General features: G+C 60.3%; 17 protein-coding genes. 7 read left to right on the top strand and 10 right to left on the bottom strand.

The features are described from left to right. Positions 1 to 28: 28 nt before the first annotated feature. Complete coding sequence (locus BHC62_RS15555) at positions 29 to 1,261, bottom strand: winged helix-turn-helix domain-containing protein (RefSeq protein WP_070995457.1); 1,233 nt, start codon at positions 1,259 to 1,261, stop codon at positions 29 to 31. A gap of 42 nt (positions 1,262 to 1,303) precedes the next feature. After that, complete coding sequence (locus tag BHC62_RS27445; protein ID WP_071610041.1) at positions 1,304 to 1,513, bottom strand: DUF1127 domain-containing protein; 210 nt, start codon at positions 1,511 to 1,513, stop codon at positions 1,304 to 1,306. Positions 1,514 to 1,580: 67 nt separating this feature from the next. Between BHC62_RS27445 and BHC62_RS15550 the strand changes: the two genes are divergently transcribed. Then, complete coding sequence (locus BHC62_RS15550) at positions 1,581 to 2,462, top strand: LysR family transcriptional regulator (RefSeq protein WP_070995456.1); 882 nt, start codon at positions 1,581 to 1,583, stop codon at positions 2,460 to 2,462. Here BHC62_RS15550 and BHC62_RS15545 read toward each other — a convergent pair. Further along, positions 2,452 to 3,201, bottom strand: coding sequence for a sulfite exporter TauE/SafE family protein (locus BHC62_RS15545; protein WP_029298023.1), 750 nt, complete (start codon positions 3,199 to 3,201; stop codon positions 2,452 to 2,454). The two genes, BHC62_RS15550 and BHC62_RS15545, sit on opposite strands and share 11 nt — an antisense overlap. Positions 3,202 to 3,308: 107 nt before the next feature. On the opposite strand from BHC62_RS15545, the gene BHC62_RS15540 reads away from it, so the two are divergent. From BHC62_RS15540 to BHC62_RS15530, 3 genes are all read left to right on the top strand, one after another. After that, positions 3,309 to 4,259 carry a LysR family transcriptional regulator gene (locus BHC62_RS15540; RefSeq protein WP_029298022.1) on the top strand — a complete coding sequence of 317 codons (951 nt, stop codon included), beginning with the start codon at positions 3,309 to 3,311 and terminating at the stop codon, positions 4,257 to 4,259. A 77-nt stretch (positions 4,260 to 4,336) separates the two neighbouring features. Then, positions 4,337 to 4,780 (top strand): MarR family winged helix-turn-helix transcriptional regulator, encoded by a 444-nt coding sequence (locus BHC62_RS15535; RefSeq protein WP_029298021.1) that lies wholly within the window; start codon positions 4,337 to 4,339, stop codon positions 4,778 to 4,780. 178 nt (positions 4,781 to 4,958) lie between these two features. Continuing rightward, the gene (locus tag BHC62_RS15530) at positions 4,959 to 5,378 is read left to right on the top strand and encodes an organic hydroperoxide resistance protein (protein ID WP_070995455.1); all 420 of its coding nucleotides are present in this window, start codon (positions 4,959 to 4,961) and stop codon (positions 5,376 to 5,378) included. A gap of 61 nt (positions 5,379 to 5,439) precedes the next feature. Here BHC62_RS15530 and BHC62_RS15525 read toward each other — a convergent pair whose 3' ends face one another. Both BHC62_RS15525 and earP read right to left on the bottom strand, forming a co-directional pair. After that, the gene (locus BHC62_RS15525; RefSeq protein ID WP_029298017.1) at positions 5,440 to 6,012 is read right to left on the bottom strand and encodes an elongation factor P; all 573 of its coding nucleotides are present in this window, start codon (positions 6,010 to 6,012) and stop codon (positions 5,440 to 5,442) included. A 49-nt stretch (positions 6,013 to 6,061) separates the two neighbouring features. Then, complete coding sequence (earP, locus tag BHC62_RS15520; RefSeq protein ID WP_070995454.1) at positions 6,062 to 7,195, bottom strand: elongation factor P maturation arginine rhamnosyltransferase EarP; 1,134 nt, start codon at positions 7,193 to 7,195, stop codon at positions 6,062 to 6,064. A 132-nt stretch (positions 7,196 to 7,327) separates the two neighbouring features. Here earP and BHC62_RS15515 point away from each other — a divergent pair, with 132 nt between their 5' ends. Continuing rightward, complete coding sequence (locus BHC62_RS15515; protein WP_070995453.1) at positions 7,328 to 7,696, top strand: hypothetical protein; 369 nt, start codon at positions 7,328 to 7,330, stop codon at positions 7,694 to 7,696. Positions 7,697 to 7,709: 13 nt separating this feature from the next. Next, positions 7,710 to 8,192 carry a GreA/GreB family elongation factor gene (locus BHC62_RS15510; RefSeq protein WP_070995452.1) on the top strand — a complete coding sequence of 161 codons (483 nt, stop codon included), beginning with the start codon at positions 7,710 to 7,712 and terminating at the stop codon, positions 8,190 to 8,192. A gap of 5 nt (positions 8,193 to 8,197) precedes the next feature. Here the strand turns inward: BHC62_RS15510 and cysB are convergent, their stop codons facing one another. From cysB to BHC62_RS15485, 5 genes are all read right to left on the bottom strand, one after another. Continuing rightward, the gene (cysB, locus tag BHC62_RS15505) at positions 8,198 to 9,172 is read right to left on the bottom strand and encodes an HTH-type transcriptional regulator CysB (RefSeq protein ID WP_070995451.1); all 975 of its coding nucleotides are present in this window, start codon (positions 9,170 to 9,172) and stop codon (positions 8,198 to 8,200) included. A 104-nt stretch (positions 9,173 to 9,276) separates the two neighbouring features. Beyond that, positions 9,277 to 9,777 (bottom strand): universal stress protein, encoded by a 501-nt coding sequence (locus tag BHC62_RS15500; RefSeq protein WP_029298005.1) that lies wholly within the window; start codon positions 9,775 to 9,777, stop codon positions 9,277 to 9,279. A gap of 70 nt (positions 9,778 to 9,847) precedes the next feature. Beyond that, a complete protein-coding gene (locus BHC62_RS15495; RefSeq protein ID WP_029298003.1) occupies positions 9,848 to 10,765 on the bottom strand; it encodes a 5'-nucleotidase in 918 nt (305 codons plus the stop codon). Between the two features lie 9 nt (positions 10,766 to 10,774). Further along, positions 10,775 to 11,737, bottom strand: coding sequence for a putative 2-dehydropantoate 2-reductase (locus BHC62_RS15490; RefSeq protein ID WP_070995450.1), 963 nt, complete (start codon positions 11,735 to 11,737; stop codon positions 10,775 to 10,777). Further along, positions 11,734 to 12,111, bottom strand: coding sequence for a hypothetical protein (locus tag BHC62_RS15485; protein ID WP_029297997.1), 378 nt, complete (start codon positions 12,109 to 12,111; stop codon positions 11,734 to 11,736). Before BHC62_RS15485 ends, BHC62_RS15490 begins: the two co-directional genes overlap by 4 nt. A 145-nt stretch (positions 12,112 to 12,256) precedes the next feature. Between BHC62_RS15485 and BHC62_RS15480 the strand changes: the two genes are divergently transcribed. Beyond that, on the top strand, positions 12,257 to 13,333 hold the full coding sequence (locus tag BHC62_RS15480; protein WP_029297994.1) for a 3-deoxy-7-phosphoheptulonate synthase: 1,077 nt from the start codon (positions 12,257 to 12,259) through the stop codon (positions 13,331 to 13,333). Positions 13,334 to 13,348: the final 15 nt, after the last annotated feature.

The following is a 13,348-nucleotide window of genomic DNA, read 5'->3' as shown; positions in this document are numbered from 1 at the left end:
TGTGGCGAGCGGCCTCGCCACAGCAGCCCTACCTGCCTGCCTCCATTGCCAGCATCGCCACCCGCAACCGGGCCGCACTGGGCCGCTGACAGTTGATCTGCACCTGTTCCAACCCCAACCAATCAGCCATCTGCCGCAAATTCAACGCCAACGCCAACATCCCCGCCTCGTCCAACCCCGGCTCTTCTTCGTGCACCGCATGGACCGCCAGCCGCCCGTTGGCGCGCTCGGCCCGTAAATCCACGCGCGCCGCAATCCGTTCGTTGTGCAGGAATGGCAGCACGTAATAGCCGTACACCCTTTTGTCCTGCGGGGTGTAGATCTCCAACCGATAACGGAATTCGAACAGCCGCTCGGTACGGCTGCGCTCCCAGATCAATGAATCGAAAGGCGACAGTAAGGCACTGGCCGTGACTTTGCGCGGGACGCTTGGCTCGGGCAGGCAGTACGCCGGCTGTTTCCACCCCTGGACCTGGCAGGCCTGCAATTGCCCATCCTCGACCAGCTCGGCAAGGCGCCCGCGACTGTCTGCTGGCTCAAGGCGAAAATAATCACGCAGGTCCTTTTCCGTCCCCACACCCAACGCCGTCGCGGCATGCAGCAGCAACCCACGTTGGGCACTGTGCTCACTCAAGGGCGCCTGTTGCAGAATCGCCGGGGCAATGACGCGCTCCGGAAGGTCGTACAAACGCTCGAAACCGCGACGCCCGGCCACCGTCACCAGGCCGGCGGCGAATAACCACTCCAGCGCGTGCTTTTCGTCACTCCAGTCCCACCAGGGCCCGGCGCGTTCCTGACGGGTCGACAGGCTGCCAGCCCCCAGCGCGCCTTGCTGCTCGACGATGGCCAATACCCGGCGGATGGTGGCCTGTTGCTCGCGTCCAAAACGCGCCATCTGCTGATAGATCCCCTGCCCCTCGGACGCACGTTGCATACGCCAGCGCATCAGCGGATACAGGGCCATGGGCAGCAGCGAGGCCTCATGCCCCCAATATTCAAACAACGTGCGCCGCCGCCCCTGACTCCAGGCGGCCTGTTCCAGCAGCAGCGGCGAATAATTGCCCAGGCGGGAAAACAGCGGCAGATAGTGCGAACGCACCACGGCATTGACCGAGTCAATCTGCAGCACCCCCAGGCGCTCGATCAAGCGATTGACCTGCACAGCCTTGACCTGCACAGGCGGTGGGCGCCCGGAAAAGCCCTGGGCCGCCAACGCCATGCGACGCGCCTGCTTAAGGGAGAAACTCAGATCTGCGGGCATGTGCATCTCCTGATTTGGCCCACAGACTGTAGCGCGAAGCCGTCATTTACCCAAAGGATCGTTCCAGGAATGCCGGTGGCGCTCATGCTCGACATCCCTGCGGGTCAAGCCGATATCCTTGAGGGATTCATCACTCAACTCTGCCAGCAACTGCCGCTCGCACTGCAGGGCGTACCAACGCGAAACCCTTTGAAACAGCCCAGCAAAGCGGCGCTTCGCCAGTAACCCATGATCGATTCGACCTTTCATCATCTCGCCCTCCACTGGGGATGACTAAAGTCTGTGCCTGGCACTAACATCAATCCAACGAATGTTTTTTATGAAATACATCTCAGAGATTGATCAATTGCCCAACTACCCCAGTATCGATACCGAGGTGCTGCGCACCTTCGTCGCCATTGCCGACCTGGGTGGTTTTACCCGGGCTGGCGAGCAGATCAATCGCACTCAGTCAGCGGTAAGCATGCAGATGAAGCGCCTGGAAGAGGACGTGCTGCAACGCAAGCTGTTCGAGCGTGACGGCCGACAGGTCAAGCTCACGCCCGAAGGCCAGGTGCTGCTGGGGTATGCGCGGCGCATCCTGAAGCTGCACAGCGAGGTGTTCAATACCTTGCGTGAACCGCACATGGTCGGGCTGGTGCGCATCGGTACGCCGGACGACTACGTGATGCGCTACCTGCCCGGCATTCTCCAGCGGTTCTCCAAGGCGTACCCGCTGATCCAGATCGAGATGCACTGCGAAGGCACGCCAGTGCTGATGCAGCGACGTGACCTGGCATTGACCGTTATCAGTCGCGAGCCGGGGAGCGAAGTTGGTGAACTGCTGCGCACCGAACGCATGGTCTGGGTGGCCTCCCACTGCTTCTGCGTGGACGAACATGAAGTCCTGCCCCTGGCAATTTCCGGCATGGACAGTTATTGCACGCACTGGGCCACCGCGGCGCTGGATGCCGCGGGGCGTCCGTATCGCCTGGCCTATCACAGCTCCAATGGCGCAGCGATTCAGGCGGTAGTCGGTGCAGGCCTGGCCGCGATGGTGATGATGGAAAGCCTGGTGACAGACGATCTGCGCATACTCGGCAGCGACGAGGGCTTCGGCACGCTGCCGATGGTCAATTTGCGGCTGTTGCGCAATCCCGCCATGGCCTCTCCGATCACCGAATGCCTGGCGCAGTACATTGTTGAGGGCTTCAGACCTTAAAGGTCAACATCACCGCGCACACCACCAGGAAGCCGCAGAACAACCCGCGCAGCAATCGCTCCGGCAATGCGTGGGCGATCTTCACCCCCCAACTGATGCTGAGCAGCCCACCAACGGCGAGGGGCACGCCGATCAGCCAATCCACTTCCTGATGCCAGGCATAGGTCACCAACGTGACGCTGGTACTGGGCAAAGCCAGCGCCAGGGACAAGCCTTGGGCGACCACTTGGGTGGTGCCGAAAATACTGGTCAACACCGGGGTTGCAACCACCGCACCACCGACGCCGAACAACCCGCCCATGGAGCCGGACACCGCCCCCAACACCCCGAGCCACGGCCAGGAATAGCGCATCTGCGGTGACGGTGGCGCATTGCTGGTGACCATGCGCAACAGGTTGTATGCCGACAGCGCCACCAGAAACGCAATAAAGCCAATACGCATGATCCCCGCATCGATCCCCACCGCCCAGATCGACCCCAACCAGGCAAAACAAAAGCCCATGAGCCCCAGTGGCAAGGCATGACGCAGCTCGATCCGATTGCGCTGGTGATAACGCCACAACGCCAGCATCACATTGGGCACGACCATCACCAACGCAGTCCCTTGGGCGATTTGCTGATCCAGGCCGAACAGCACGCCCAGCACCGGGATCGCGATCAGCCCGCCACCGATGCCAAACAGACCACCAACGGTACCCAAGGCTACGCCCAGCACCACATACATCGCCATATCCACCACAACTACACCCCCACCGTCTCAAGCCCTGCATCCTACGCAGTCCCCTCTGGCATGGAAACGCACAGCAACGCACAATGGCTATGCCAAATCCGCACAAGCGAGCCCCCATGAACCCCACCACCTTGACTGATCAACTGGGCCTGTTCCTCGATGTGTTGGAGGCAGGCAGTTTTTCTGCTGCCGCGCGCCGCCACCCCCTCACGCCTTCCGCCGTGGCCCGCCGGATCGACAGCCTGGAAAGTGCCGTCGGTAGCCGGCTCTTCCTGCGCAGTACCCATGCGGTGCTCCCCACGCCGGCAGGCACGGCGTTTGCCGAGCGTGCACGGCGGATTGTCCGGGAGCTGCAACTGGCCCGAGCCGAGGCCGTGTCCTTGAGCCATGCGCCCGAAGGCCTGATTCGCGTGGATGCACCCGCCGCGTTTGGGCGTCGGCACCTGGCGCCCGCAATCGCAGACTTTCTGACGGTCTACCCGGGGCTGGATGTGCACCTGCACCTGATCGACAGCTTTGTCGACATGCAGGGCGAGCACTTGGGCAAGGTTGATCTGGTGCTGCGCGCGGGGCATATCGTCGATACACGGCTGATCGCCACGCCGCTGGCCAGCATCGTGCGCATCGCCTGCGCCAGCCCGGCCTACCTGAAGAACCGCGGCACTCCGACCCATCCCAGCCAGCTCAACGAGCACGATGGCCTGGACTGGGAAGGCTTGGCGCCAATGTTCGCCTGGCGCTTTGAACTCGATGGCCGCAAGAACACCTACCGTCCGCAGCGCATCCGCATGAGCGCCAACAATGCCGAAGCCCTGCTATCCGGCGCCCTGGCCGGGCTGGGCATCGCACACCTGCCCACCTGGCTGGCCAGCGAGTATCTGGTGCGCGGTGAACTGGTGCCGCTGTTCTGCGAAAACGGCCTGCCTACGGCAGAAACCGCTGGCATCTACGCCCTGCGCCTGGAACAGCAGGCCAACGCCCGCAGCCGCCTGCTGCTGGAGTATCTCAAGAGCCGTTTCAGCCCTGTTCCACCGTGGGATCTGGCGTTACAAAGCGGCTGGGGCTGACCGCTGCCACAGAATTATCTGGCGCGTTAAAGGTTTGGCCGCTAGATTCCAGAGCAAATACGTTTTAAGGCACTGCCATGACCGACACTTGCGATTCCCTGCTCCTCAACAACCAACTGTGTTTTGCCTTGCACTCCACATCGTTGTTGATGACCAAGGTCTACAAACCCCTGCTGCAAGCCATTGGCCTGACCTACCCACAGTATTTGGCGATGATGGTGTTGTGGGAAGAAGATGGTTTGACCGTAGGCGAAATCAGTAGCCGCCTGCTGACCGATCCCGGCTCACTGACACCGCTGCTCAAACGCCTGGAAGCCGAGGGCCTGCTGAGTCGCACCCGTAGCCGCAACGATGAGCGCGTAGTCGTCGTAGAGCTGACCGCAACCGGCCGAGCGCTGCGGGACAAGGCCATGGATATCCCCCAATGCATTCTCGGCGCCAGCGGTATGCAGATGGAGCAACTGCAAAAGCTGCAGGCGGATTTGCTGGAATTGCGCAGGAACCTGCAGGGTAGCGTCTGACCCTCACACTGTTTTCGACCGAACATCCCCCCTATAGGAGCCGGCAAGCCGGCTCCTATAGGGATTGGGATTAGCTTGGAAATTTATATTGCGCACTAAACATTTGCGCGATACATTCACCTCGCCACTTACTTAGCGCGCAAACTTTTAGCGCAAACCAAACCGCGAGGAATCTCCCATGCAAACTCTGTATACCGCAGTAGCCACCGCCACTGGCGGCCGTGATGGTCGTGCCGTTTCCAGCGACAACATCCTCGACGTCAAACTTTCTACACCCAAAGAGTTGGGCGGCGCTGGCGGCCAGGCCACCAACCCCGAGCAACTGTTCGCCGCTGGCTATTCGGCCTGCTTTATCGGCGCCCTGAAATTCGTCGCCAGCCAGAGCAAACGCAAAATCCCCGATGACGCCTCGATCACCGCCCATGTGGGCATCGGCCAGATCCCCGGTGGTTTTGGCCTGGACATCGACCTTCACGTGTCCCTGCCCGGCCTGGAACAAGATGAGGCGCAAAGCCTGGTGGATGCCGCACATCAGGTCTGCCCTTACTCCAATGCCACCCGTGGCAACGTCGATGTGCGTTTGCATATCACGGTGTGACTGGTCACCAGGCATAAAAAAACCCGACTCTTGGTCGGGTTTTTTATCAGTAACGCCAGAATTACTTCTTGGCGCGACCTTTGTACGAACCACCTTCACGGGTGTCGATCTCGATCAGGTCGTCGATTTCGATGAAGTCAGCCACTTGCAGTTCGGTACCGTTAGCCAGCTTGGCCGGCTTCATCACTTTGCCCGAAGTGTCGCCGCGAGCGGAACCTTCGGTGTAGGCAACCTTACGCACGATGGTGGTCGGCAGCTCTACGGAAACCAGGCGCTCTTCGAAGAAAATCGCTTCGCAGACGTCGGTCATGCCTTCTTCGATAAATGGCAGAACGGCTTCGATGTCTTCAGCGTTCAGCTCGTACATGGTGTAGTCGGTGGTGTCCATGAACGTGTAGGTGTCGCCGCTGATGAACGACAGGGTCGCTTCTTTACGGTCGAGGATTACGTCGTCCAGCTTGTCATCGGCGCTGTATACGGTTTCGGTCTTGTAACCGGTCAGCAGGTTCTTCAGCTTGGTCTTCATGATTGCGCTGTTACGACCAGACTTGGTGAACTCAGCTTTCTGAACCAACCAAGGGTCGTTGTCGATACGGATCACGGTACCGGGTTTCAGTTCTTTACCAGTTTTCATTACGAATATCCGAAATTTGGATGGGATTTACAAAAATCAAGGTCGCGTATCATATCCAATTTTCATAAAACTGTACCAGCGCCGTCGCAAGATCAGCCTGCAAGGCCTGTTCCAGACACCATTTTTCGGCGTGCTCGGTCAGTTCCGGCCAATGCCCCAGCAGGATTTTCCAGCTTGAGGCCATATCGCTGTCGGTGTTCCAGGCTTGCCATAGGGCGATCAGCGCGGCTTTTGCGGGTGCCGACAGGGCCTGGGTATAGAGCGCGAGGAAGGCATCGAGCTTGTCCAGGTGGATATCTTCGTCCTGGCGGTAGATGTGCCATAGCAACGGGCGCCCAGCCCATTGCGCACGCACAAAGGAGTCTTCGCCGCGCACGGCATTGAAGTCGCAGCACCACAGCAGGCGGTCGTATTGTTCCTGCCGCACGAACGCCAGCACCTGTACCGTCAGCGTCCCGCGCAGGTGAATATCCCCTGCGGCCAACGCCTCCACACCCAACCAGCGCTGCACGTCGCCAAGAATGCGCCCTTCCGGCACCAACAGATGAGTGGCTTGCCCATCAGCCGCCAACACGTCTAGCCAACTGGCCAGCCCGGCGTTTTCATAGGCAAACAGCGACATCAACCGCGCGCCCTTTGCGGGAAAGACGCCCAGCCCTTGCAGGAATTTTTGCCGGCCCTGCAAATCACGCTGAAAGGCTTGGCGCCGCTCGATCAGCCCGGCCTCACGCAGCAAGCCCCCCGTGCCAGGGCGAAATCCCGGAAAGAAGAAATACTTTTGCACACCCTTGAACTTCACCGACGGCAGGCCGTGGCAACCAACGACCCATTCCTCGGCGCTTAAATAGTCGAGGTTCATCCACAGTGGCGAGTGCTCGCACCCCGCCATGGCCTCCATATAGTCATGGGGCAATTGGCAGGCAAATGCGGCAATCACCACATCAGCCGCTGGCGTAGGCGCCCAGTCCTGTGACCAGTGACGTACGTCGACGCCCTCTTGCCATTGCTGGTCCAACTGCACCTCCACCTCTGGGCACATGCGCTCGAACGCCCGCAAGTCATCGACCCATAGGCGCACCACGCAGGCGTGTTCTGCTGCCAATTGCCGGGCCAGGCGCCAGGTCACGCCGATGTCGCCGTAGTTGTCGACGACGCTGCAAAAAATATCCCAGCGGGCTTTCATTCCGGGCTCCATCATTCAAAGGCTCGATTGTCCGCATAAATGCCGTCATGCAGAAGGGTTGATCGCGATTATTCTGCACGCTGGCTATGCGACAATCCCTCGCTCACCGCAACCGTCCGCCAGGAGGCCGCCATGTCCGATCGCCCGATGTCGCTGTTCAAACTCAGTATTGCCGTGGCCCTGGGCCTGTGGCTGGGCTTTGTCGCCATCGCGCTGACAGGCTGGCTGGCCTCGCGCTACCTGCTTGAACAACCTGTGGCCGCCGTCACCCAGGCCGTGCAACAACTGGGCGCGCCGCCGACCGTGACGCCAGAGCCGCCCAACCAAATGTTTGAGCAATACCAACAGAACCTGCACAAGCAGGAACAACAACAGACGCTGGACCAGGCGCGAGCCAACCCGCGCAACCTGTCCAACCCCAAATGCCAGTTCTGGCTCCAACAGGACCAGAACGCCCCCAGCGACAAGAGCCGGGCCAACGTCCTGCAATTCTGTGATTGAGCCGCAAGCCCCCATGAATAAACATGCCGTCCTCCAGTTGATCCTGGAAAAACTCGCCGCCGACCTGGATGTGGCGCAACGCGCCGCGCAAACCGCCTACGAGACCGCGACCCACGAAGAAAACATCGCCGAGAACAAATACGACACCCTGGGCCTGGAGGCGTCTTACCTCGCCGCCGGGCAAGCCAAGCGCGTGGAGGAAATCAGGCAGTCACTGGTGTTGTGCCAGAACCTGAACCTGCGACCCTACGATGAGCAACGGGGTATCGAAGTGGGCACCCTGCTCGGCCTCGAAGATGACAGCGGCCGTCAGCAATGGCTGCTCCTCGCGCCGGACGCGGCAGGCCTGAAAGTCTATGTGGTGGGGCAGTTGGTGACCGTCATCACCCCTCGCTCGCCGCTGGGCAAAAGCCTGCTGGGCAAGTTCGAGGGGGATGAGGTAGAGATTCTAGTAGCGGGCGCCCGGCAACAGTTCGTGGTGACCGAGGCCCGCTAGGTCGGTCAGTGAACCGGCAGTTCAACGCCGTCGAACAGCTCTTCCAGTTCCTGCTTGTTGTGGCACTGGATCGCCTTGGCCATGACTTCACGGGTCAGGTGCGGGGCGAACTTCTCGATGAAATCGCACATGAAGCCACGCAGGAACGTGCCACGACGGAAACCGATCTTGGTCACGCTGGACTCGAACAGTTCACTGGCATCGAGCACCACCAGGTCGCTGTCGAGCTTGGTATCGACGGCCATCTTGGCCACGATGCCGACGCCCAGGCCCAGGCGCACGTAAGTCTTGATAACGTCGGCATCAGCCGCGGTGAACACCACTTTGGGCGTGAGGCCGCGATGACTGAAGGCTTCGTCGAGCTTGGAACGGCCGGTGAAGCCAAACACGTAGGTGACAATCGGATATTCCGCCAGCGCTTCCAGGGTCAGCTTCGGCAGCTTAGCCAATGGGTGCCCCTGGGGCACCACGACGCAGCGGTTCCAGCGATAGCACGGCATCATCACCAGGTCGCCGAACAGCTCCAGGGCTTCGGTGGCGATGGCAAAATCGACAGTACAGTCAGCTGCCATTTCCGCGATCTGCATCGGCGAGCCCTGGTGCATGTGCAAGGCCACGTCCGGGTACTGCTTGATGAACGAACTGATCACCGGCGGCAGCGCATAACGGGCCTGGGTGTGGGTGGTGGCGATCGACAGGGTGCCTTTTTTCTCGTTGGAGAATTCCTGGGCGATCTGCTTGATGCTTTCAACCTTGCGCAGGATCTCACCGGCCGTGGTGATGATGCGCTCACCAGCGGGTGTGACGCGGGTCAGGTGCTTGCCGCTGCGGGCGAACACTTCGACGCCCAATTCGTCTTCGAGCAGGCGGATCTGTTTACTGATACCCGGTTGCGAGGTGTAGAGGCTTTGAGCCGTGGCGGAAACGTTGAGGTCGTGGTGCGCCACTTCCCAGATGTAGCGCAATTGTTGAAGCTTCATATGTGTCCCTCAAAGCAGATAGACGCCACGGATATCAGCGACGGTATATAACTATATTAAAGGTTGGATTGATAAATCTAGAACTTTTTATCGTTTACGCCCCATCACACATCATCACTGCGCCGACGCTGCAGCAAAGGCACCAGATAGACCGGTACCTGAGACAACTGCAACACCCGCGCCGCGGTACGCCCCAGTGGCGTCGAGATCCCTGCGCCCTGGCTATGACTCCCTACGATCAACAAATCCACCGAGAGTTTCTGCGCCTGGTCGAGAATCACTTGGGCGGGATCCCCCTGGATCACCCGCACCGAACGAATCGCCTGCAAGTCCTGCTCGCCGTCCTGCAACTCTTCACGAAAACTGTCCAGCACCCGCTGCTCGATGTTCGCCATTACTGTATTGAGCCCCTGGCTCTGCCATTCGCTCAAGGCCTGTTCATCAAGATAGGTTTGAAGCACCGACTCTGCGAACAGCCCGATCGGCTCTACCACATGAATCACATACAGATCCGCCTTGAACGTACGTGCCATCGCCAGCGCATGCTGCATCACGTAAGGCGCATAAACACCCAGGTCTGAGGCGTACAACATCGACCGAATCATAGAACCTCCCGGGCTGCCAGGATGGCGGGGATTGTTTCAGCTTAGCAGCGCCTCCGCGACTGCGATGAACTTAGCTCTGGACCTGGACTTTTGGCTCATTGCTCACGCCATGGGGCACATGCCCGGTGGCCACAACCTCCCTGGCTTTCTCGCAATGGCCGGCCTGGTCGTCAAAAAACACGTCGGCGGCGAACGCCTCAAGGAACGCGGATTTTTCCAGGCCGCCAAGAAACAGCGACTCATCCAGGCGGATGTCCCACTCGCGCAACGTACGGATCACCCGTTCGTGGGACGGGGCCGAACGCGCCGTCACCAACGCCGTGCGGATCGGGCAGGACTCATCGGGGAACTCACGTTGCAACAGATTGAGGGCGGCCAGGAACCCTTTGAATGGCCCGCCGCGCAGCGGTTCGCGGGCCGCTTGCCGCTCGCTGGCCTGGAAGGCTTCCAGGCCGCCGCTCTGGTAGACGCGCTCGGACTCGTCGGAAAACAGCACCGCATCGCCATCGAAGGCAATCCGCAATTCGGCACTGCAAGCCCGGCGGGCGCCGCCAGACAGAATGGTCGCAGCCGCAAAACCGGCATCCAGTGCGCTGCGCACATCTTCGGCATGGGTGGAGAGGAACAGGTGGCAGCCAAACGCCGCCAGGTAAGGGTGGGGGTTGCGCCCACCGACAAAGGCCGCGCGGGAAATATCCAGGCCGTAATGCTGGATCGAATTGAACACGCGCAAACCGGTATCGGCACTGTTGCGCGACACCAGCACCACCTCGACCCGCGCGCGGCCCAGGCTGGCATTGAGGGTCAGGAGCTTCTTGACCAGAGGGAACGCATCCCCGGGCTCAAGGATTTCTTCCTCGTGGTCGATCTGGTACTTGCGGTACGCCTCGACGCCCTGGGCCAGATAAACCTTGTGGCTTTCGCCCAGGTCGAACAGTGCCCGCGAGGAAATCGCCAGTACCAGTTTGTCGCTCATGCCTTTGGCCATGTCTGTTCCTCAGCCGTTGCGTCGATCAATAAAGCCCAAGGCTTGATACAGCGCCTGCATCCGCGGCATTTCACAGCCGGCGGCCTGGGCGGCAGCCAGCGGACGGGCGTAGATCGCAGCCAGTTCCAGGGGGCGCTGGTGCAGATGATCGTGATACATGCTGGGCCAATAGTCCGTCAAACGCTCGGTCATGTTGAACATCTGCGCGGCGTAGCCAGGTGCGATTTCATGGCCGCATGCATGGGCGCCTTGCACCACTTCGGCCATCAGGCCCTGGATCAATTCCCGGCTGGATTGGTCAGCCATCAACTCCGAGGTATTGGCACCGAGCAGCACCGACAGGCCGTTGTATGGCACATTCCACACCAGCTTATGCCAGCGTGCCTGGTCCAGGTCAGGCATGGCCTGGGAGTCGATCCCGGCCTGGCGGAACAGCCCGGCGCCCTCCTCCACAATCGCCTGGCGGCGGTCTGCATCCTGTGCGGCATTGCCACTGTGATAGCCAAGACTGACCCGGCCCATGGCCTGGTGCTCGACGATCCCCGGCCCGGAACGGTGCACGCAGATATAACAAAGCCCGCCGAGCAAATGCAGGGACTCAGGCAAATGTTCGCGCAGGCCGTCCTCGACACCCAGGCCATTTTGCAACAGCACGACCTTGGCATCCGGCGCCGCCACCTGGGCAATGGTCGGTGCCAGCTCAACGTTGCCGGTGGTTTTGGTGCCCACCAGCAGCCAGTCGCAAGGCGGCATGTCGGCCGCATTGGCATAGGCCTGGACCGGGTGCAGGCTCAAGGCCCCATGCACCGAACTATTGAGTTGCAAGCCACGCTCACTCACCGCCGCATATTCGCTGCGCAACAGGAAATGCACGTCAAAACCGGCACGTGCCAGCATCAACCCGTAAAAACCACCGATGGCACCGGTGCCGATAATCCCAATGCGCGGCCCAGGTTCAACTGCACTCGTCATGGCAACTCCTCTGGTTCTTGTTGGAGCGCCTCATTTATAGCGTCGCTGAGGTCACTCGGGTTCAGGCCCACCTGTAGTGCGCCGTGGAGTTGACCCTCGCACACTACAAATAAAGCCGGCAAATGAAAGATCCCGTAGCGCGCAACCGCGCCGCCATTGTGCCCAGCGTCGACCCAGCAGATGCGCGCCACCGGCAGATTCCAGCCGGGTAGCTGCTGGCGCGCCCAACGGCAACTGGAACAGCCGACACTGGTAAACACCAGCAGCGAAGCACCAGGCAGCGCCAGCAACTGCTGGTCGATATCCAAATCCGTCAATTCAAACGCTTTCACTCGATCCGCACCACCACCTTTAACCAGGCAACACACTATCAGGCCACACGACAACACGCGCAATTGCCCATTGTCGAGCAGGCTTGTACGCGCTAAGGTTCGGCTCCCCGCTGCATTTAAATCATGCTGTGCTCCGCCGCACGGGGTTCGCTGGCGGCCGGCACCCGTGACCCTGACGAGTAACACGATGGCTGATTTACCGATCAACGACCTAAACGTCGAATCCAACGAGACCCTGATCACGCCCGATCAGCTCAAGCGCGAAATCCCTTTGAGCGACGCTGCCCTGCAGACTGTCACCAAGGGCCGCGAAGTCATTCGTGACATCCTCGACGGCACTGACCACCGCCTGTTCGTGGTGATCGGCCCTTGCTCGATCCACGACCTCAAGGCTGCCCATGAGTACGCCGAACGCCTCAAGGTGCTGGCTGCGGAAGTGTCCGACACCCTGTACCTGGTGATGCGCGTGTATTTCGAGAAGCCGCGTACTACCGTCGGCTGGAAAGGCCTGATCAACGATCCGTACCTGGACGACTCGTTCAAGATTCAGGACGGCTTGCATATTGGCCGCAAGTTGCTGCTGGACCTGGCTGAAATGGGCCTGCCCACGGCCACCGAAGCCCTGGACCCGATTTCCCCGCAGTACTTGCAAGACCTGATCAGCTGGTCGGCGATCGGTGCACGTACCACCGAATCGCAAACCCACCGCGAAATGGCCTCTGGCCTGTCCTCGGCCGTGGGTTTCAAGAACGGTACCGATGGCGGCCTGACCGTGGCGATCAACGCCTTGCAGTCGGTTTCCAGCCCGCATCGTTTCCTGGGGATCAACCAGGAAGGTGGCGTGTCCATCGTCACCACCAAGGGCAACGCCTATGGCCACGTAGTACTGCGTGGCGGTAATGGCAAGCCCAACTACGATTCGGTCAGCGTGGCCTTGTGCGAACAGGCGCTGACCAAGGCGAAGATCAAGCCAAACATCATGGTTGATTGCAGTCACGCCAATTCCAATAAAGATCCGGCACTGCAACCGCTGGTGATGGAGAACGTGGCCAACCAGATCCTGGAAGGCAACCAGTCGATTATCGGCCTGATGGTCGAGAGTCACCTGAACTGGGGTTGCCAGGCGATTCCAAAAGATCTGGCCGACCTGCAATACGGCGTGTCGATCACCGATGCCTGCATCGACTGGTCTGCCACCGAGACCACCCTGCGCAGCATGCACGCCAAGCTCAAGGACGTATTGCCCAAGCGCAAACGTACCTGACGCACACAAAAACGC

The sequence above is a fragment of the Pseudomonas sp. 06C 126 genome, assembly GCF_001855215.1.
Classification (GTDB): Bacteria; Pseudomonadota; Gammaproteobacteria; order Pseudomonadales; family Pseudomonadaceae; genus Aquipseudomonas; species Aquipseudomonas proteolytica.
Note: the sequence above shows the minus strand (reverse complement) of the source record. Positions and strands in the feature narration are given on the sequence as shown.

Excerpts from the sequence above, each read along its gene's own strand:
- BHC62_RS15555 (WP_070995457.1), bottom strand. The coding sequence starts at position 1,261 with ATGCCCGCAGATCTGAGTTTCTCCCTTAAGCAGGCGCGTCGCATGGCG.
- BHC62_RS27445 (WP_071610041.1), bottom strand. The coding sequence starts at position 1,513 with ATGATGAAAGGTCGAATCGATCATGGGTTACTGGCGAAGCGCCGCTTT.
- BHC62_RS15550 (WP_070995456.1), top strand. The coding sequence starts at position 1,581 with ATGAAATACATCTCAGAGATTGATCAATTGCCCAACTACCCCAGTATC.
- BHC62_RS15540 (WP_029298022.1), top strand. The coding sequence starts at position 3,309 with ATGAACCCCACCACCTTGACTGATCAACTGGGCCTGTTCCTCGATGTG.
- BHC62_RS15535 (WP_029298021.1), top strand. The coding sequence starts at position 4,337 with ATGACCGACACTTGCGATTCCCTGCTCCTCAACAACCAACTGTGTTTT.
- BHC62_RS15530 (WP_070995455.1), top strand. The coding sequence starts at position 4,959 with ATGCAAACTCTGTATACCGCAGTAGCCACCGCCACTGGCGGCCGTGAT.
- BHC62_RS15525 (WP_029298017.1), bottom strand. The coding sequence starts at position 6,012 with ATGAAAACTGGTAAAGAACTGAAACCCGGTACCGTGATCCGTATCGAC.
- earP (WP_070995454.1), bottom strand. The coding sequence starts at position 7,195 with ATGAAAGCCCGCTGGGATATTTTTTGCAGCGTCGTCGACAACTACGGC.
- BHC62_RS15515 (WP_070995453.1), top strand. The coding sequence starts at position 7,328 with ATGTCCGATCGCCCGATGTCGCTGTTCAAACTCAGTATTGCCGTGGCC.
- BHC62_RS15510 (WP_070995452.1), top strand. The coding sequence starts at position 7,710 with ATGAATAAACATGCCGTCCTCCAGTTGATCCTGGAAAAACTCGCCGCC.
- cysB (WP_070995451.1), bottom strand. The coding sequence starts at position 9,172 with ATGAAGCTTCAACAATTGCGCTACATCTGGGAAGTGGCGCACCACGAC.
- BHC62_RS15500 (WP_029298005.1), bottom strand. The coding sequence starts at position 9,777 with ATGATTCGGTCGATGTTGTACGCCTCAGACCTGGGTGTTTATGCGCCT.
- BHC62_RS15495 (WP_029298003.1), bottom strand. The coding sequence starts at position 10,765 with ATGGCCAAAGGCATGAGCGACAAACTGGTACTGGCGATTTCCTCGCGG.
- BHC62_RS15490 (WP_070995450.1), bottom strand. The coding sequence starts at position 11,737 with ATGACGAGTGCAGTTGAACCTGGGCCGCGCATTGGGATTATCGGCACC.
- BHC62_RS15480 (WP_029297994.1), top strand. The coding sequence starts at position 12,257 with ATGGCTGATTTACCGATCAACGACCTAAACGTCGAATCCAACGAGACC.